Source organism: Opitutus terrae PB90-1, assembly GCF_000019965.1.
GTDB classification, from domain to species: Bacteria; Verrucomicrobiota; Verrucomicrobiia; order Opitutales; family Opitutaceae; genus Opitutus; species Opitutus terrae.
On the sequence record NC_010571.1, the window covers coordinates 3,655,368 to 3,674,378 of the forward strand.

Annotated in this window: 16 protein-coding genes and 1 tRNA gene; 11 read left to right on the plus strand and 6 right to left on the minus strand. The window is 64.4% G+C overall.

What is annotated here, in order from left to right; translation table 11 throughout:
* Positions 1-7: 7 nt before the first annotated feature.
* The 4 genes from OTER_RS14485 to OTER_RS14500 all read left to right on the plus strand — a co-directional run bounded on the left by OTER_RS14485 (position 8) and on the right by OTER_RS14500 (position 5,383).
* Entirely contained in the window at positions 8-493 is a 486-nt protein-coding gene (locus OTER_RS14485) for a hypothetical protein (RefSeq protein WP_012375675.1), read from the plus strand.
* Between the two features lie 427 nt (positions 494-920).
* On the plus strand, positions 921-2,582 hold the full coding sequence (rpsA, locus tag OTER_RS14490) for a 30S ribosomal protein S1 (RefSeq protein WP_044891788.1): 1,662 nt from the start codon (positions 921-923) through the stop codon (positions 2,580-2,582).
* Between the two features lie 249 nt (positions 2,583-2,831).
* Positions 2,832-3,386, plus strand: coding sequence for an outer membrane protein (locus tag OTER_RS14495; RefSeq protein WP_012375677.1), 555 nt, complete (start codon positions 2,832-2,834; stop codon positions 3,384-3,386).
* Positions 3,387-3,610: 224 nt separating this feature from the next.
* On the plus strand, positions 3,611-5,383 hold the full coding sequence (locus tag OTER_RS14500) for a DUF1570 domain-containing protein (RefSeq protein WP_012375678.1): 1,773 nt from the start codon (positions 3,611-3,613) through the stop codon (positions 5,381-5,383).
* Between the two features lie 143 nt (positions 5,384-5,526).
* On the opposite strand, the gene OTER_RS14505 is transcribed toward OTER_RS14500, so the two are convergent.
* The gene (locus OTER_RS14505) at positions 5,527-5,871 is read right to left on the minus strand and encodes a hypothetical protein (protein ID WP_148218124.1); all 345 of its coding nucleotides are present in this window, start codon (positions 5,869-5,871) and stop codon (positions 5,527-5,529) included.
* A 271-nt stretch (positions 5,872-6,142) separates the two neighbouring features.
* Here OTER_RS14505 and OTER_RS14510 point away from each other — a divergent pair, with 271 nt between their 5' ends.
* Positions 6,143-7,012, plus strand: a complete 870-nt coding sequence (locus OTER_RS14510) for an SDR family NAD(P)-dependent oxidoreductase (protein ID WP_012375680.1) — start codon at positions 6,143-6,145, stop codon at positions 7,010-7,012.
* Positions 7,013-7,449: 437 nt separating this feature from the next.
* Positions 7,450-8,631: an acyl-CoA desaturase gene (locus OTER_RS14515; protein ID WP_012375681.1), complete on the plus strand. Its 1,182-nt coding sequence runs from the start codon at positions 7,450-7,452 to the stop codon at positions 8,629-8,631.
* Positions 8,632-8,882: 251 nt separating this feature from the next.
* Here the strand turns inward: OTER_RS14515 and OTER_RS14520 are convergent, their stop codons facing one another.
* Positions 8,883-10,331, minus strand: a complete 1,449-nt coding sequence (locus tag OTER_RS14520) for a phospholipase D-like domain-containing protein (RefSeq protein WP_012375682.1) — start codon at positions 10,329-10,331, stop codon at positions 8,883-8,885.
* 103 nt (positions 10,332-10,434) lie between these two features.
* Here OTER_RS14520 and OTER_RS14525 point away from each other — a divergent pair.
* Together OTER_RS14525 and OTER_RS14530 are read left to right on the plus strand one after the other, a co-directional pair.
* A tRNA-Tyr gene (locus OTER_RS14525) sits at positions 10,435-10,520 on the plus strand.
* Between the two features lie 206 nt (positions 10,521-10,726).
* A complete protein-coding gene (locus OTER_RS14530) occupies positions 10,727-11,452 on the plus strand; it encodes a Crp/Fnr family transcriptional regulator (protein ID WP_012375683.1) in 726 nt (241 codons plus the stop codon).
* Positions 11,453-11,509: 57 nt separating this feature from the next.
* Here the strand turns inward: OTER_RS14530 and OTER_RS14535 are convergent, their stop codons facing one another.
* The 4 genes from OTER_RS14535 to OTER_RS14550 are packed head-to-tail and all read right to left on the minus strand — an operon-like array spanning position 11,510 to position 14,899.
* Positions 11,510-11,917, minus strand: coding sequence for a hypothetical protein (locus OTER_RS14535; RefSeq protein WP_012375684.1), 408 nt, complete (start codon positions 11,915-11,917; stop codon positions 11,510-11,512).
* 2 nt (positions 11,918-11,919) lie between these two features.
* Positions 11,920-12,183 (minus strand): hypothetical protein, encoded by a 264-nt coding sequence (locus tag OTER_RS14540; protein ID WP_012375685.1) that lies wholly within the window; start codon positions 12,181-12,183, stop codon positions 11,920-11,922.
* Positions 12,180-13,184 (minus strand): cbb3-type cytochrome c oxidase subunit II, encoded by a 1,005-nt coding sequence (locus OTER_RS14545; protein WP_012375686.1) that lies wholly within the window; start codon positions 13,182-13,184, stop codon positions 12,180-12,182. Before OTER_RS14545 ends, OTER_RS14540 begins: the two co-directional genes overlap by 4 nt.
* Positions 13,181-14,899 (minus strand): cbb3-type cytochrome c oxidase subunit I, encoded by a 1,719-nt coding sequence (locus tag OTER_RS14550; protein WP_012375687.1) that lies wholly within the window; start codon positions 14,897-14,899, stop codon positions 13,181-13,183. The genes OTER_RS14545 and OTER_RS14550 overlap by 4 nt, the downstream gene beginning before the upstream one ends.
* 141 nt (positions 14,900-15,040) lie before the next feature.
* Between OTER_RS14550 and OTER_RS14555 the strand changes: the two genes are divergently transcribed.
* From OTER_RS14555 to ptsP, 3 genes are all read left to right on the plus strand, one after another.
* The gene (locus OTER_RS14555; protein ID WP_012375688.1) at positions 15,041-15,511 is read left to right on the plus strand and encodes a MarR family winged helix-turn-helix transcriptional regulator; all 471 of its coding nucleotides are present in this window, start codon (positions 15,041-15,043) and stop codon (positions 15,509-15,511) included.
* Between the two features lie 297 nt (positions 15,512-15,808).
* Positions 15,809-17,194 carry an NAD(P)/FAD-dependent oxidoreductase gene (locus OTER_RS14560; RefSeq protein ID WP_012375689.1) on the plus strand — a complete coding sequence of 462 codons (1,386 nt, stop codon included), beginning with the start codon at positions 15,809-15,811 and terminating at the stop codon, positions 17,192-17,194.
* Positions 17,191-19,005, plus strand: coding sequence for a phosphoenolpyruvate--protein phosphotransferase (gene ptsP, locus OTER_RS14565; protein WP_012375690.1), 1,815 nt, complete (start codon positions 17,191-17,193; stop codon positions 19,003-19,005). Before OTER_RS14560 ends, ptsP begins: the two co-directional genes overlap by 4 nt.
* Positions 19,006-19,011: the final 6 nt, after the last annotated feature.

A 19,011-nucleotide genomic window follows, 5' to 3' on the forward strand; every position in this document is an offset into this window, starting at 1 on the left:
GTCCGCCATGCGGACCTTCCTCACGCTTTCGTGCTGTGTCGCGGTGCTCGTTGTTGCCGGCTGCGATTCGGTCAGCTCGTTTCCCAGCCGCGTGCAGGAGCGATTCGAAGCGCCGCAACCGCAACTGCGGCTCTACTCAGCCGAGCAGAAGCCGGTGTTCGAGGCCGCGCAGCGCGCGATGAAACGGATCGATTTCGTCGTTTCAAGAGCGGGTGCAGCGACGGGAATCATCAAGGCCCACAGTCCGCTGCGATCCACGACGTCTTTTGGCAAAGCCCGGCAGTATGCGTTCGAGGTGCATGTGCAGACGATGGGCCCCGGCGAAACGCAGGTTTCCGCCGTTTTGCGTGAACAGGAGGAGAGTGAGTCATTCGCCGGCGCCACCGACATCCCGCTGCGGCAGCACGGGTTGTATGATTCGTTTTTCGCGGCACTCGGCCAGGAGTTGGGAGAATCGGGACGCGAGCCGGGGATGCCAGCGACGGCGAAGTAGCACAGTCCCGGCGGGTTGGAAAAACGTCATCGGGCGGTTTGACGATCAGCCGCGGCGAGGGCGCCGCGGCTCCATCGGCTCAGACTTGGAGGCGCGACGCCCTCGTCGCGTTTGCGCAGTGTAGCCGGCCTCGCTGAGGCCGACAGCCGGGGTCAACGACCCCGGCTACGGAGCAGCCCGCGCCGTAACCGACGCGGCTACGACCCCAAATTCAGGCTTGCGGCGCCTCTGGCACTCCGAGAACGTGACCGTTCGCGGCATTTTCATTGGTCAGATCGGCGTCGCCGCGTGCTCCCGTCGATCTTTCCCGTCAGTTAAACAGTCAACCCACGATTCGGTCGCGTTCCGCGCGATCGGGTCGCCGCCGGGGAACAGGTGCAACGGAGCAGGCATCGGTTCGCCGGTTTTCCGTTCTATGAGTTCAGTCATGCAAGACCTGCTGGCGCAGTCCTCCTTCGACAAGTTGAAGGAAGGTTCGATTGTCCCCGGCGTCATCACAGAAATCCGCCAGAATGAGGTCGTCGTCGACATCGGCGGCAAATCCGAAGGCTTGGTCCCCGCAAACGAGTTCATCGATATCGGCGAGCTGCAAGTTGGCTCCACGATCGAGGTCCTCGTCCAGAAACTCGAAGGCAAGGACGGCGCGCCGATCCTGTCGTTCGACCTGGCCGAGCAGAAGAAGAATTGGGACAACATCCTCACCAAGTTCCCTGAGGGCTCCGTCGCGACCGGCCGCGTGAAGGCCAAGGTCAAGGGCGGCTTGATCGTCTCGATCGGCGTCGACGCCTTCATGCCCGCGTCGCACATCGATGTGCAGCCCCCGAAGAACCTCGATCAATACGTCGGCCAGACCTACGATTTCAAGGTTCTCAAAATCAATCTCGAGCGGAAGAACATCGTTCTCTCGCGCCGCGAGCTCATCGAGGAACAGCGCACCAACAAGCGTCGCGCGCTGCTCGACTCGATCCAGCCGGGCCAAATCCGCCGTGGCGTGGTCAAGAACATCACCGACTTCGGCGCGTTCATCGACCTCGACGGCATGGACGGCCTGCTCCACATCACCGACATGTCGTGGGGCCGCATCTCGCACCCGAGCGAAATGCTCAAGCAGGGCGAGGAAGTTCAGGTCATGATCATCGAGGTGAACCGCGAGAAGGAACGCGTTTCGCTCGGCCTAAAGCAGACCACGAAGAACCCGTGGGACGAGATCGACCGCAAGTATCCGGTCGGCGCCAAGGTCCACGGCAAGGTGGTCAACCTGGTGCCCTACGGCGCGTTCGTCGAAATCGAACCCGGCGTCGAAGGCCTCGTGCACATCACCGAGATGTCCTGGACGAAGCGCATCACCAAGCCCTCCGAGTTGCTCAAGGTCGGCCAGGAGCTCGATGCGGTGGTCCTCGGCATCCAGAAGGAAGAGCAGAAGATCTCGCTCGGCCTGCGCCAGCTGGAGCCGAATCCGTGGGACATGGTTCGCCACAATTACCCGATCGGTGCGCGCGTGCGCGGCAAGGTCCGCAACATGACGACCTACGGCGCCTTCATCGAACTCGAGGAAGGCATCGACGGCATGGTGCACGTCTCCGACATGAGCTGGACCCGCAAGGTCAACCACCCGTCGGAAATCCTGAAGAAGGGCGACGAAGTGGACGCGATCGTGCTCGACGTGGATCCGCAGCAGCAGCGGATCAGCCTCGGCATGAAGCAGCTCGCCACCGATCCGTGGTCGGACATCGATGCGCACTTCCGCATCGGCGACGTCGTTACCGGCACGGTGACGAAGCTGACCTCGTTCGGCGCCTTCGTGGAATTGAAGGACGGCATCGACGGTCTCGTGCACATCTCGCAGATCAGCGAGGAGCGCATCGACAAGGTGAAGGACGTCCTGAAGCCGGGCCAGCAGGTGACCGCTCGCGTGATCAAGATCGATCGCGAAGAGCGTCGCCTCGGCCTGTCGATCAAGGCGGCCAACTACTCGGCGGAGCAGCTCGCGGCGGAGACGAACGCCTTCGAGGCGCTCAACCGCAGCAGTGCCGGCACCGACATGATGAACCTCGGCGACATCCTCGACGAGGCGTCGAAGAAGGAATAAGCGACCACGCAGCTGTAGGGCTGCCGCTTGTCGGCAGCCGCGGCCGGCGGTGAACGCCGGCCCTACGGCAGCGAAGGGCGTCGCAAGCGACGCCCCTGCAATTCAAAGCCGCCCGGAGCAATCCGGGCGGCTTTTTTGTGCGTGGGAATCTGCTCAGGCCCGAGTGGGGATCCACAATACGGGCCATTTGCGCGGATTGCACCGGAATGGCAATTGACGTCCGCTTTCTGCGTTCATCTCCTGCAAGCAATGAACAAACTGCTGTGGATTTTGTTGCTGTCGACCTCATCCATGCTCTTCGCAGCGACCCCGTATGTCGGTGCGAATGCCGGTTACATGCTGGATAGTGAGACCGGCTTTTATAGCGCACGCATGGGGCTCGATTTCGCGCGACGGGGAATTGTGGTCCATGCGCTTGAGGGGGAAATCGGCTACAGCCGCACTCGTTCAGATCAACGCGATCCAATGATTCCACCGCAATATTGGACCACTGCTCGATCCGAGATGACCTCGTTCCTGCTGAACTATCGGGCGACTCTGGAGCCGAGCGCGAGCCGGTTCAGCTACTCGCTTGGGGGAGGTCTCGGCACGACCCGCTGGAACGTTTCACAAGGCAGATTCGAAGACCGCAAAGAAGCCTTCACTCTTCAAGCACGCGGCGGCGTGGAGTATGCGATGACCCCGAAGATCCGACTAGGCGCAGCGGTGCGATATCTGTGGTTCGACGAGATCACGTTTTTCAGCCGCGACTACGGCTCAAGTGACGACGTCGTTCTGGAAACGGCGATTCGCATCGCGTTCTGACGGTCCAGTCCGCGGAAGAAGACAGGTTTGCCGATGGATCTTCATCGGCAGGGGTTAGTTTCCTCCGCTGTTCGCGGTCATCCCGGCGGTTTTATGTGAGACGATGCCAAGGCCCGGTTCGGCACTCGCGGAATCGGGATTGTCGCGGCGAGTCCTTTGCAGAAACTGGGGCAGTGCACTTCCACCCCGGATCCGTTCGACGCGGAATAGTCGGTTGCGTGCTCATGCTCCTTTCCGCTGCGGCGGCTTTCCCCGCGAAGGAGCCACAGTGGTTGCGGGTTTCGGCGCCGGAATTCACCGTGATCACGACGCTGTCGGAGAAGGAGGCCGTGGCGTGGGCGGGCGAGTTCGCGCAGTTCATCGGGGCGTTGCAGGGATTCATCCCCGTCAACCCGCAACGATTGCCGCGGCTGACGATCGTGGTCTTTGGTCGCGAGCGCGAGTTTGCGGACTACCGTCCGCTCGGCGACGATATCAAGGTTCAGGAGGTGGCCGGCTTCTTCGCCCGCCGTGATTCCTGGGCCGTGGCTGGGCTGGCGAAGAACGACTGGAACGAGCGCACGAAGGCGACCATCTTTCACGAAGGGACGCATTGGTTCCTGAGTGCGTTCGAGCTGCCGAACCCGGTGTGGCTAGAGGAGGGGCTCGCGGAAGTGTTTTCGACGTTCGCCATCGGCAAGAAGAAGATCTCGTGGGGCCGGGCGATCGAAGATCATGTGATGGTGCTGAATGAGCTGCCGCCAATGCCGCTGGAAAAACTGCTGTTCATCAGTGAAGGCAGTCTGTTCACCGGAGGCGAAGAGGGCGCGGTGCGGACCGGCATGGCGTATGCGCAATCCTGGGCCTTCGTGCACTACCTGATGTTCGGCCAAAACGATGCGCCGCGCGGGGCGATGATGGCCTATGTGCGAGCGCTGCGGACCGCGACCCATCCGGACGAAGCGTTTCGCCAAGCGTTTGGCCAGGACTATGCGACGATGGATGAGAAGCTGCGCCGATATCTTCGCGGCGGACGCTATTATGTAGCGGAGAGGCCACCCGCGACGTTGGCCGAACTGCGCGCGGAACCTGCGAGTGTGGCGGACGTGGAGGACGCTTTGGCGCGGCTCTGTCTCGGCGGGCGTCGCATGGGCGAGGCGCTGGCGCACGCGAACCACGTGCTCGCGGCTGCGGGTGACAGTGCTGTCCCCTTCGAGTTGCTGGGGCAGGTGCATCTGGAGCGGGGCAATCGGCCGATGGCGCAGGCGGCGTTCGAACAGGCCGTGGCGCGGAAATCGCTGGATTTCCGTCCCTACTACGAAATCGCGCGCGCTCGACACGCCGGCTCGGCGCAACCCGACGGGAGTCTCGGCGATGTGTCGCCGGTAGAAGCCCGCAAGATCGCCAACGGCTACGAGCGCGCCATTAACCTGAACGCGCGCTACCGGCCGGCGTACGAAGGCCTCGCGGGCGTCGTCGAACTCACCCCGGCGGGCAATCCCCAAGATCTGGCGTTCCTGCAACAAGGCGTGCTGCTGTTCCCCGACAATGGAATGATCCGGCTGGGCTTGGCCGTCGTAGAAAAGCGCGACGGCGACGCGACCAAGGCGGCGATGTTGCTGAACGAAGTGCTCGAGTCGGAAAAACCCCAGCCGGTTCACGTCCGCAACTATGCGCATCGGCTCGAAACGGCGTGGCTCGAACGCGACGTCTTTGGCCAAACGGACGCGTTGGTGAAGGAGAAGAAGTTTGCGGAGGCTTTGGCGCTGCTCGACCAGCGCGCCGCGGAGAATAACACGCTGCGTTTCCTGCGACGGGTTCGGGTCACACGGCAGAACATTCAGAATACGCAGCGCCTCGAGGTGGTGCGCGAGGCTTGGGAAGGCCGGCAGTGGACGGAAGTGCGCCGACTCATCAACGAAATCCTCGAGTCCGACGCCTCACCGGTGCTGAAAGCCCAGATGCGTCGCCGGCTGGACGACTTGGATCGTCGCGGATTGGGTAAGCCCAAGGAGTAGTTGGCCCGCTCTCGTCCAACTGCGCGGCCAGCATCGTGTGTCGCCGGAGGGGCGCTCTTGTTGGCACCCTGCCATGCAGCCGATACGGCCTGGTCCTACCGTAAGGCGGCCGACGATCCGCGCTGACCGGCACGACCGTGGCGTCAGGAGCCTCGGCGTTTCCGTCGTTTGCGGGCCGGCGCCTTGCCGTCAGGCGAACTCGAGTTCGCGCTCCCGGCGCCGGGCTTCAGCTTCGACTTTTTTCCCGCGTCCGACGCTGTCGCGGACGACTTTTGCTTCGGCGCGAGACTTTCGAAATCGAGCGGGCTGATCGTTCCAAGGGCTGCATTCTTCATGCTCGCGGCGAGCACCCGGCCCACCAACGCGCCAATGGGACCCGCCACGAACAGTCCGACCACCTGACTGTCCTGATCCGCTGACTCAGCCGGCATCGAACCCAGCGGTAGCCCGGAATCAGCCGAGGGATGTGGACGACGGCGATAGCTCATGGTCGATGGATGTCAGACCCATCTCTGACAGAGTGCGGAATCGCGTGCGGGTTCCGCTGGGGAACGAAATCGTTCGGCTGCGCGTGCGGCGAGCCACGCCGGACGTTGGACGTGCGGATTGCGCGCCTGCTCCGCCGTAAAGTTGCAGTTCGCGGCGGTGATCCCGGCGTTCCCGGCGGGTCCGGCAAGGAGCGCCATTTCTTAAGCAACCGCGCTCAACCGCTTGTGCACAGCGCGTCGTTCCCGGCACGACGGTAGCTTGGCCACGGCCATGAAACCCACGCACACCAGACCCGAAATGACGCTGATCACCGGCGCATCGAGTGGAATCGGACTGGCCTTGGCCCGCGAATTCGCTCGCCACGGGCACCCGCTGGCGATCGTCGCGCCGGTCGAGCCCGAATTGCACGAGATCGCCGCGAAGTTGACCGCTGAGTTTGGCGTCACCGTGCTGCCGATCGCCAAGGATCTCGCGCAGGAGACGGCCGCGGACGAGATCTTCGATGCGCTGATCAACGCGGGCGTATCGATCGAGATCCTGGTCAACAACGCCGGCTTGGGTCAGCGGGGAAATTTCTGGGAGACGCCGCTCGACCGCGACATCGAGATCTTGCGCGTCAACATCGAAGCGGCCCTTCGGCTGACGAAACGGTTTCTCTCACCGATGATCGAGCGCAAGCGCGGCCGGATCCTCAACACCGCCTCGATCGCCGGATTCGAGCCGGGGCCGTTGCTGGCGGTTTATCATGCCTCGAAGGCCTTCGTGCTTTCGTGGTCCGAGGCGCTCGCGACCGAACTGCAGGATGCCGACAGCGGTGTCACGCTTACCACGCTGTGCCCCGGGCCGGTCGACACGGACTTCTTCCCCAAAGCGGACATGGTTGACACGAAGGTTTTTCAAAAGGGGAACGTGATGAGCCCGCAGGAAGTCGCCGAGACGGCCTACGAGGCGTTGATGAAAGGCGAGCGCGTGATCGTGCCCGGTGCGATGAACAAGGCGATTGTCGCGGGGCGGCGGATGATGCCGATTTCGGCGCAAGCCCGGATGAACGAGAAGATGTATGAGGAAGTCGCACCGGAAGACCGCAAACGCGAGCGGGGTGACATTGAAGAAAAAGAAGCAGCCCGCCGCGGCGAATGATCGCGCCTTAGCGCACTGAACCAAAACCACCCGGGGAGTTCGCATGGAGCCAACACCCGACCAGAAGAAACGCGAGAGCAGCGCCAAGCCGAAGAGCGGGAAAACCGACGGCCGCGGCAATCAACCGGCTGATCACGCTGCTCAGCGCCGTCGGGGCGAAGCTGAGCGTCCAGGAAGTGCATGATTCCTCCCTCGATCCCCTGCGCAAAGACGTGGCACCCGAGCAGGTACTGGAACGGCTCGATCGCGTGGACGGGGAGTAGGCCGTGGCTGGCATGAAACGAGACGCGCGTGAGTCTTGGGAGTTCGCCGGGCTCAGCGAGCCGGCGCTGAGCTCAGCGACCTCGGCTACGGGTCGCTCGCGACGGAATAATTTCTCCGGATTCCAGCACGATTGCGCTCGCGCGACGGACAATTGCCGCCACGGTGTGCGCACCATGCCGTTTCGGATTCCTACTGCCCGCATTAACTGGACGAATAGCTCGTTCCTGATCGGGACCGCTTTCGTCACCTGCACCGCGGTGCCGCTTTACCTCTGGCACTTCGGCTTGGACGCGTTTCAGCTCACCCTGTTTCTCGCGTTCGTCATCGGCACCGGGCTGAGCATCACGTTGGGATATCATCGGCTTTTCGCTCACATCGCGTTCCAGGCCAAATGGCCGGTGCGATTGGTCACGCTGCTGTTCGGGGCTGCGGCCTTTGAGAACAATGCACTCGCGTGGGTTTCCGATCACCGACGGCACCACAAGCACGTCGACCACGACGACGATCCTTATGACATCAGCAAGGGGTTCTGGCACGCACACATCGGCTGGATCCTCTTCAAGCTCGATCCCGAGCCGCCGTGGGACAACGTGAACGATCTGCGCAAGGACCCGCTGGTGATGTGGCAGGTGCGTTGGTACGTGCCGATCGCGGTCGGCGTGGGTTTCGTGCTCCCCGCCGCGCTGGGCTACCTCTACTCGGGCTGGGCGGGTGCGCTCGGAGCCTTTCTGCTCGCGGGGGTCGCGCGCGTCACCGCGGTGCAGCACATGACATTTTTCATCAACTCCCTTTGCCATACGGTCGGCCGGCAGCCGTATTCCGACCGCTGCAGTGCGCGCGACAGCTGGGTCATGGCGCTGTTTACGTTTGGCGAGGGCTACCACAACTATCACCACGAGTTTCAGCACGACTACCGCAACGGCGTGAAGTGGTGGCAATGGGATCCGACCAAATGGACGATCTGGACGCTCGAGAAGCTGGGACTCGTCGAGGGGCTCCGCCGCGTACCCGAGGAGAAGATCCTTCTCTCGCAGCTCGCCGACACGCGGCGACGCTTGAATGCCCGGTTGGCCAGCGGCCATCCGCACCTCAACGAACGGCTGCGCGACATGCTCCAGCGGTCCGACGCGAAACTTCATCAACTCGGCGAACGCTGGGCGGCTTTGAAATCCGAATACGCGGCCAAGGCCGGGGCGCTGAAGGCGGAATACGCCGAGAAGGCGGGAGCGCTGAAGGCCGAGTACGCGGAGCGGGCCAACACGCAATTGGCGGAGGCGCGCGCGGCGCTGGCCGAAATGCGGCGGGAGATCGCCGCGGCGCTCTCGCTCCTCGAGCGCGCGGGTGCGACGACCTAGCGCGCCGTGACGGCGCGCCAGTTGAAGATCAAAGTTTAGGTTTAAGAACACCAATCCGGCTGGTGGTCCTCGCGTGCTCGCCCGTGTCCGGATAGAGACGCGGCGCCCTCGCCGCGTTGGGTTAAATGTAGCCGAGGTCGCCGACCCCGGCGCCGGCCTCATCCTCCTTCGCTGAAGCTACGGAGGACGAGCCAACGCCGGCTAAACTTCAACTTTCCACTTAAACTCTGCTCTGAACGAGCGCCGCGCGTTCAGAGCAGCGGTGCGAGCAGTCGGCTGAGGTCCTCGAGCACGTTGCCCACAAACGTCCGTTTCCGCCGCTTGTCGGGGCGATGCGGCTTCGACTGGCTGACCAGCGATGACGCCCAGCCCTTGATGGCGAGCACGTCGGCGGAAGAATGCACGAAGACGCCGATCTCGAAATTCACGAACAGACTGCGCATGTCGAAGTTTGCCGAACCGAACAGCGCGACGCGATCGTCGACGATCATGGCTTTGCTGTGCAGCATCCCGGGCTGGAAGAGCCAGATCCTGCCGCCGGCGCGCTGGAGTTCGCGCACGTAGTGACGGCGCGCGAAGTCGGTCACCGGATGGTTCGAGCGCGCGGGGAGGATCAGGTTTACGGCGCAACCGGCGTGTGCCTTCACCATCAGCGAGCGCAGCAGTACCTCGTCCGGGAGAAAATAGGGTGTGACGATCCACAGACTGCGTTTGGCATCTTGAATCATCGCCAGAATTCCCTCGTAGAGCGGATCGCCGGGCACATCGGGTCCACTGGCGACGATCTGCAGGTCTGCCTCGCCACGCGGACGCACCACCGCGTCCGGCGAAATCTCCGCGTGCAGCCCATCGGCAGACTGCCGGCTCGCGAACGACCAGTCGGCGATGAACACCTCGTTGAGCAGGGCAGCAGCGGGGCCTTCGATCAGCGTGCCGAAATCATTAAACCGGCGGCGATAGGGCACGGGGCCCATGTATTCGCGCGCGAGGTTTTGTCCGCCGATGATCGCGGTGCAGTGATCGAAGACGGCGATTTTGCGGTGATTGCGGAGATTGGCGGAACCGCGCGAGGTAAACGGCAGCACCGGCATGAACCAGACGACCTCGCCGCCGGCTTTCTTGATCGGCAGCACGAACCGTCGGCTGAGAAACATGCAGCCAACCGCGTCGAGCAACAGCCGCACCTTCACGCCGGCGCGGGCCCGCTCCGCGAGCAGTCGCACCAGTCGGCGTCCCGTGTCGTCCCGTCCCAGGATGAAGGTGGTGACGTGAATCGAATGTCGCGCGCCGCGGATGCCGCGTTCCAGCGCGGCATAAGCGGCTTCGCCGGTCGTGAGGAGCGTCAGCCGGTTGCCGGCGACAGGCGCGGCGGCCCCACTGGCCATGACGGTTTGCGCCACCGCTTCCGCATCCGTGGTGGGAGTCGGGGCGCCAGCCGGCAGCGTGGGCCGGAGGCGGGACTTACGCTCGGCGAGGCGCCGCAGTTTCCGGCCGCCGAGCAGCAGGTAAAGCGGAACGCCGACGTAGGGCAGCAGCACGATGATCAGCAGCCACGCGAACGTGTTGGCCGGCGCGCGTTTTTCGCTCATCAACCGGGCGATCAAGAAGACGGCGAAAACAAAACCGGCGATCGAGAACAGCACGGCCACGAGGCCGCGATCGAGGAACTGCTCGAGGAAATCGCGCGGGAGTTCGAGCATGCGACGAAGCCAGACAAACTGTTGTCGCAGAGGTGGCAAGGATGCCGTGAAAAAAACCTTGCGGTCTCCGCGCCGAGTCGAGAATTTCCGCGTTCCTTCGGTCGGTAGGATACTCAAGTGGCCAACGAGGGCAGACTGTAAATCTGCTGGCTTACGCCTTCCCTGGTTCGAATCCAGGTCCTACCACCACTTCCCCCAAAAGGAGAAGTCGCAGGACCCCCGCCGCTTAGTGGCGAAACGAAGCTGCCTAGTCCGCAGTGGCTGACCGACGGCCTGCTTCAATGCTTCACCCGGAACGCATTCGCGCGGCTTCATCGGCGACGACGCGGCCACTTCTGAGTTGGTGACTCGCTTGCGGTCCACGCGCGTTGGCGACATACCTCCACGCGGTTCCCATGTCGATCAACGCCGTCTCTCCTTCCCTGCATGATCACCGGCTCGCGGCGTTGGTCTCGAGCCTGCGGGCGTGTCCGTTGTTCGATGCTTTGCCCCACGCCGACCTCGAGACCATCGCGGAGGGGTGTCAGATGCGTAGTTTGCAGAAAGGCGAGATCCTCTTCCACGAAGGTGAACCGGCCGAGGGATTTTACGTCATTCAACTCGGGCAAATCGGCATCTTCTTCATCACGCCGGAGGGGCGGGAGCAGATCTTTTCCGTGTTCCGGGCGCCCGAGAGTTTCGCCGAGGTGGTGATGGCGATGCGTCACTTCCCGGCCGGAGCGAAGGCCCTCGAGTACTCCCGCGTGATTCTGGTGCGCCGCGCGCCTTTTCGCGAGTTGCTCGGCCGCAAACCGGAACTGGCGTTGCAGATGCTGGCCTCGATGAGCATGCATCTGAAGGAACTGCTGCGCTTGCTGCAGGATTCGCGCGGCCGGCAGATCGAGGCGCGGCTGGCCGAGTGGCTGCTGCAACAAAGTCCGGCGGCGGCCGCCGGTTGCCCCGCAGTGTTCGAATTGCCCGTGGCGAAGAAAGTGCTCGCCAGCCAGCTCGGCGTCACAAGTGAAACGCTGTCCCGGACCTTCGCACGTTTTCGGGAGGAGAAAGTTATCCAAGTCACCGGCGCGACGATTGGGGTCCTGAACGGCGCGAGGCTGCGGGCGTATGCCGCCGGGACGGCGTGAGTTCTTGCGCGACCGTGGAACGCGAGGAATTCGCTTCCCGGTCGGAGCGGCTTCCGGCTAGGTTTTGATCGACGCGTAGGTGATCAGGTAGTGGGCGGCCCAGCCGACGAAACCGATGATCAGCACGATCACCCAGGCCGGAATCCCGCGCGGCGTCTCGCTCCCATAGAGGCGGAATTGTTTCTGATCTCCCTTGCCGTAGGCATTGATCAACAGCGGCAGCACGCCGTCGACGGTTTGGTGGTCGCGCACGCCTTCGACATCGATCGCCGGGCCGTTGCGCACCGTGAACGGCAGCAGGCGCAGCCCTTCGTGGCCGGTCGCGTCGGTGCTGACGATCCTGAGCACGTGCGCCCCATCGGCGAGCCGGCGCGTGTCCAGCTCGAAGCTGACCGGCGCGGCGTATTCACCGATGGGTTCCGCCGCGTCGTCGAGGTACAGCCGGATGCGGGTTTTCGTTTCCATGATCATTCCTGTTCGAGGATCGCGCGCTTGATGTGGTCGGCACCGCGTTCGCCGGGCCGCAGCAGGTATTTCAACGAGTAACCCAGCGTAACGCCTACCACGGCGACGGCGCAGAGCACGATGACGTAGTCGAACGGACCCTGCGGTCCGCCGCCGTGGGTGAAGCGTTGCCAGATCGACGGCTGCTGGGCGCTGCAGACTTCGCAGGCGAAGGCGACGGTCCGCGAGAGCAGGAGCAGCGCGAGAAGATGGAGCAGGCGACTCATGGTTGAATCGACTGAAGCACGGCGTTCACTTGTTCCTGCGAGACCTCGGGTGCCTGATTGCCCCAACTGGTCCGCTCGTGATTGATGATCGCGCGCACCTCGGCGGGCTTGAGTTTCGCGATCGTGCCGATCGGCGGCATCACGGCGAAGCCTTCCGACACCCGGCCGTCATAGCCCTTCATCACGATGCCGATGAGTTTCGCCGGATCCTCGGCGAGCACGATCGAGCTGCCCTTCAGTGACGGAAAAGCTCCCTTCAGGCCCTGGCCGTTCGGTTGGTGGCAGGCCTGGCAATGCGTCGCATAAAGCGCGGCGCCGTCCAGTTCGGTGGTGATCACGGCCGCGTCGCTTGGACCCGTTGCCGAGGAATCGCGCTGGTAGAGAAACGCCGGCGCGGCAGTGCCGCCGGGCAACGCGGGTTGCTTCAGCGACTGGAGATACGCGACGAGTTGCAGCGCCTCGGGCCGGGCAACCACCGTCCCGGGACCGCGCTTGTACTCCTCTGGGACCGCGACGACCGTGTCGCCGGGCGCGGCCTGCTCGCGGTATTCAAACAACCACTCGTAGGCCGGCATGATCGACGCCGCGACGACGGCGCGCGGGTTGTAGAGATGGAGCAGATGCCAGGTGCTGCTGGGCTGCCGTTCCCCAATGCTGGTCAGGTCGGGACCCGTGCGCTCGGTGCCCATGAGGGTGGCGGTGTTGCGCCAAAGATCCATTCGGTCGATCCGGGCGTAGTCGGCCGCGATGCTGGGCCGACCGCCCCAGACCTGATCCATCGCGACGTTCCGGACCTGTTGGGTGTGGCAACTCACGCAGCCGTTGGCGACGAAGAGCCGTTTGCCCGCGAGCTCGTCGGCGGTCAGCGGCTGGCTGTCGGGCAGCGGGGCGTTGTTGGCCTGATTGTCGAGCGCGGGGAAGATGGCGATGAGGGAGGTGAGAACGGCGAACATGCCGAACGCCGAACCGAACAGGAGCCGGTGATCGTCGTGCAGGCTCATGCCGTCACCTCCGCGGGGAATGGATCGCGAGGAGAGCGGGCCGCGGTGGACGCGACCGCGCGCGGACCCGCGATCATGCGATAGAGGTTATAGGCGAACACCCAGTGCGAGATCCACATGAGCGTCCCGCCGATCGCGCGCCACAGCCAGTAGGGCGCCATGAGCACAACGCTGTCGATGAACGGCTTTCCCTCCAGCCACGCGAGGCCGCGCAGGGTCCCGCCGATCATCAGCGGCACCGTGTAGAACAGCAGTCCCAGCAGCGCCATCCAGAAATGCGCCCCGACCGTGGCCTGCGGCGGTTCGCGACCCGTCAGCCGCGGCACCGTCGCGTAGATACAGCCCCACAGCAGGAACGTGATGATGCCGTACATTGTGAGGTGCGAGTGCGCGACCGTGAAGTCGGTGAAGTGCCAGAACAGATTGGTCGACCGGAACGCTTCCGCGGTGCCTTGCATCGAGCCGGTGAAGTAGAAGACGACCCCGACGAGAAAGAAGGGCAGGGTGTAGCTGCTGCCGATCCGGTGAAAGCTGCCGCGGAACGTGAGCAGGAAGTTCGCAGTACCCGCCACCACCGGGATCACCATCCCGACGCTGGCCACGATCGCGACGGTCTGCAGTGACCACGGAATCGAGCTGAATACGAAGTGGTGCGTGCCGATCAGCGTGTAGAAGAGGATCTGTGTCCAGAATGCCAGGATACCGAGACTGTAGGAGAAGATCGGCGTGTTGAGCTGCTGCGGCAGGAAATAATACGTGAGCCCCAGCAGGAACATCATGAACCACATGCCGACGCCTTGGTGCATGTAGTAGCCCTGGATGATCGTCTCGCCGAGCCCGCGCTGCCAGAAGGGCGTGTACGCGACGACGACGATGACCGCGACGAACATCACCGCGGCGACGATGTACCAGCTCGAGATGTAGATCTCGCGGCTGCGCCGCTGGGCGATCGTGCCGATCAGATTGGTCAACGCGAGCAGGATGCCCGCGGCGAAGAGCGCCATCACCGGCCAGATGTACTCGCGATATTCGCCGCCCCCATTGTTCACCCCGGCCATCAACGCCACGCTGCCGAGGATCACGGCCGCATTGATTAACCCGAGTGACCACCAGCCGCGGCGCAGGCTTTTCAGCGGGGCGTTGCTCACGACGCTGGTGACGTAGAAGCCCAGGCCCGCCATCGCCAGCGAGGCCCAGCCCCAGAATACGGCGTTGGTGTGGACCGGCCGCAGGCGACCGAAACTCAACCAGCTGACCCGATCCACGTCCGGTGCCACGAATTTGATCCCCAAATACTCGCCAACGGTGGTGCCGAAAAGCAGCCAGAATGTCGCCGTGCCGAGATACCAGAGCAGCAGGCGCGCGAGACCCGGATCGAGGCCGGGCCGCGACACGGCTTTCTGCTTCGCGGGCACGAAGCGCACCGTTCCCGCCTCATCGACGTTGCTGATCACCCCGTGGCCATTCGTGCTCGTGCTGGGCTCGTTCACTGCCGCCTCGAACAGCGGGTCGCGCCCGGCGACGGCGACGCTCACCGGCCCGGCGCTTCGGCGAGGGCCGGCCCAGCGGCGGAATTTCTGTCCCAGCAGTGCCAGGGTGACGAGCACGGGAATCGCCAGCAGCACTCCCGTGATGATAACGCCGGGTTCACTCCAGGCGCCAGGGGCGATCGTGGCGGGGAAGACGCTTCCGAGCAGGGCGGAGACCAAGACCATGATGGAGCACGTTAGCCGCCGGTCGCCGGCGGAGGCTTGATCTGGATCAATCTTGGCCGGATATGACGCGCGATTTATATCGTAAAACGAGATAATCAGGCTTGCGCGCCGGCGGCCGATGCCTTCTGCTGACGCCAACGCATGGCTGCGAAGGACCAGCCGCTCGGCAAAAAGGATTACGAGACGCTAGCGGAGTTTCGCTACGCCCTGAGAAAATTCCTTGGCTTCAGCGAAGAGGCTGCGAGCCGGCATGGCGTGACGCCCCAGCAGTATCAGGCGCTGCTGGCGATCGAAGGTTTTCCCGGCCGCAATTGGGTCACCATTGGCGAGCTCGCCGAGCAGATGCGGATCGCGCATCACAGTGCGGTCGGACTGGTCGACCGGATGGAAGCCCTCCGGCTCGTGCGACGCGTCACCGCGAAGGAAGACCGCCGCCGCGTGCAGGTGCTCCTGACGGCCAAGGGTCTGAAACTGCTGGAGAAGCTCTATCGCGTGCATCGCGGCGAATTGCGTTCGACCGGCGCGAAACTGGCAGCGCTTTTGCGGAAGGCGGCCGTGAAGATCCCGCGCCGCGCCGCGGCGACCGGTGGGACGCCCGAGGAGGCGGAGTAGGCGCTTTCGAGAACTTGTCACTGTGGCCGGTTGTTCTGTAGGGCCGGTGCTCGCCGCCGGCCGGGAACGGATTTGGCACGCGAATGTAGTTTCCGACTGCCGGCGAGTGGCAGCCCTACAAACGCTCTGCGGGCGTTTTTGGATCGCCTCGCGTTGGCGGGCAGCGAGCGCAGATCGGAGGCGACCGACTGCGGCGCCATTGCGCGGGGAGCGGCGCTGCCGCGGCGCCACTTGATCCAGATCAACTGCACCGGCGATCGTCGTTCGCCGATTCGATCGGGTTCGGTAGAGTGAGCCATGAAGGAAGCAACGCTTCAACCGGCGGTGGCGGCGAAAACGACGGACCTCGGCGGCGGTCCACGGCAGCCCAGGGTGGTGGTGCTCGGAGCTGGCTTCGGCGGCCTCGCTTTTGTGCGCAACTTTCCGCGCGACCTCGCGCAGATCACGATCGTTGATCGAGCCAACTACCACTTGTTTCAACCGCTGCTGTATCAGGTCGCCGCGGCCGGTCTCGCGGTGCCGGACATTGCGCAGCCGGTGCGATCGATCATGGCGCAGCGGCAGGACGTGACCGTGCTGATGGATGAGGTGCGGGGGATCGATGTATCACGGCGACGAGTAGTGCTGCACGCGACTGAGCTCGACTACGACTATCTGGTCGTGGCGCTCGGCGGTCACACCAGCTATCACGGCCACCCCGAGTGGGCCGACCACGCGCCCGGCTTGAAATCGATCGGCGATGCGCTGCGCATTCGGCGGCAGGTGCTGCAGGCCCTGGAGCGAGCCGAGCTGAGCAACGACCCCGACGAGCGACGCCGTTTGACGACGGTGGTCGTGGTAGGCGGAGGACCGACCGGAGTTGAGCTGGCCGGAGCGTTCGCAGAACTGCACCGGCATCTGCTGGCGAGTGAATTTCGGCGGCTCACAAGCGAGTCCAGCCGCGTGCTGTTGATCGAGAACGGACCACGTCTGTTGCCGGGTTTCTCGACCACGCTTTCGGCGAAAGCGCAGAGGCAATTGGAGAGCCTCGGAGTCGAAGTGCGGCTCGGCACGCGCGTCCACGACATCGGACCCGAAGAAGTCGTGTTGGCCGATGAGCGAATCGGTGCGGCGACCATCGTCTGGGCGGCGGGCGTGGCCGCAAGTTCGTTGGGCGCCGGGCTCGGCGCACCGCTGGACCGCACGGGTCGCGTCCGGGTGCAGTCGGATCTGAGCATCGCCGGCCGGCCCGAAGTCTTTGTGGTGGGCGACCTCGCCGTCGCCATTGATGACAATGGCGAGCCGGTACCCGGCGTGAGCCCGGCCGCGATCCAAATGGGAGCACACGTGGCGCGAACCATCACCGCTGAAATGCACAGCGGCGAGGCTGCGCCCGCGTCCACCCGCGAGCCGTTCCGCTATCGGGACAAAGGCGCCATGGCGACGATCGGGCGGTCGCGGGCCGTGGCGCGGATCCGCCAATGGGAGTTTAGTGGGGCCGCCGCGTGGCTGCTGTGGCTCTGCGTGCATCTCCTGTTTCTGATTGGATTCCGGAACAAGATAGCGGTTCTCATCCAGTGGGTTTATTCGTATGTGACCTACCGGCCGGGCGCGCGGGTGATTCACTCCGCGCCGTCGCTCCCGCCGCCACTAGGGCGAGTGATCGGCGGTGCTTCGGTCCGCTCGGTGCCAACGCCGCCATGACTGCGGCCGACTCCGAGCCAGCGGAGATGATTCTCGGTTTGGCCGCCGCCACGGGAATCGCGCGTGGCCAGGCCGTGATCTGCCACTGCGGCGACAACGTGGCGGTGCCGCGCCGTCTGCTCGGCGAGGATGAGGTGCCGGGGGAGTTACAACGTTTCGAAACGGCGTTGCGCGAAACCGAAGGGCATCTGCGCACGATGGAAACGGAAGTTCGCGCCAGGTGCGGGGCCGCCGACGCGGCGGTGTTCGATGCGCAAATTCAGATGCTGCGCGATCCGTTGCTGCGCCACGAGGTCATCGGCCGCTGCACCAAGGGCAAGCTCAACGTCGAGGCGGCCCTGAGCGATGCGGTCGACGAGTTGATGGCGGCTTTTCGGGCCATCGACGATCCCGTCTTTCGCGAACGCGCCGCGGACGTGCAGGACGTCGGTCGGCGACTGCTCAACCGGTTGCTCGCGCGCGAGGACACCGACGTGCGCTCATTGCCCGCCGGGAGCGTGGTCGTGGCGCGCGAACTCCTGCCGTCGCTCGCGGCGGGGCTGGGGCCGAATCGGATTCGCGCCTTGGTGGCGGAGCGCGGCGGCACGACCGCCCACGCCGTGATCCTCGCGCGCTCGCTTGGGATCCCGACAGTCATTCACGCGGATGGCGCGACGACGAAGATCCGGCCGCATGATCCCGTGATCGTGGACGGAGTCGCGGGCCGCGTGTTTGTCCGACCCTCTGAGAGCGTTTCCCGCGAATACGAACGGCTGCAGGCGAGCCTTGCGAACCGGGACCAGGCGCTGCGGGAACTCGTGACGCTGCCGACGGTGACGCAGGACGGCGTGGCGATCGGCTTGAGCGCGAACGTCGGCAACGTGGCGGATGCCGCGGCGGCGGCCCGGGCGCACGCCGACGGTGTCGGGCTGTATCGGACCGAGTTCGCTTTCCTCGTCAATGCAGGTTTCCCGACGGAGGAGGAGCAGTTTCAAATCTATCGTTCCGCGGCAGCGCAGTTGAAAGGGCGGGAGATGGTGCTCCGCGTGCTGGACCTGGGCAGTGACAAGCTGCTGCCGTATTTTCCGTTGCCGATCGAAGCGAATCCCTCGCTGGGCCGGCGGGGCACGCGGCTGTTGATGAGACATCCGGAAATCCTGCGCACGCAGTTGCGAGCCGCGCTGCGAGTGAGCGCGACTCACGCGCTCTCATTGTTGTTCCCGATGATCGGAGGTTTGGACGAATTTCTCGCCGCGCGCCAAGCGGTGGAGGACGCGAAGGCCGCACTGCGCGCCACCGGACAGCCGTTCGATCCGGCGATCCGCGTGGGCGCAATGATCGAAACGCCCGCGGCGGCGATCACCGCGCGCGCGCTCGTTTGGGCGGCGGACTTTCTCAGCGTGGGCACGAACGATCTCGTGCAGTATCTGCTTACGACCGACCGGACGAGCAGCGAGATGGCGGGATACTACGAGCCGCTGCATCCGGCGGTGCTGCAGGTGTTGAAACACATCATCGAGGCTGCCACCGCCGAAGCGAAGCCCGTCTCGCTGTGCGGCGAGATTGCGGGGAATCCCGCTTACACCGAGTTGCTGCTCGGCCTGGGAGTCCGATCGCTCAGCGTCGCGCCAACCGAACTCCTGGAAATCAGACGCGTCGTGCGAACGCTCGACTCACGCGAGGCCAGCAGGCTGGCCGAACGCGCGCTGGCCGCCGGCACGATTGCGGAGGTCAAAACCATCGTGGCGGCAAAACGCGTGCCGAACGATGAAGCGACTTTCCAGCGTCGCGCGCTCCAGCGCTGGCGCTGGGAGGGAGGCGCGGGGCCGTGAGCGCGC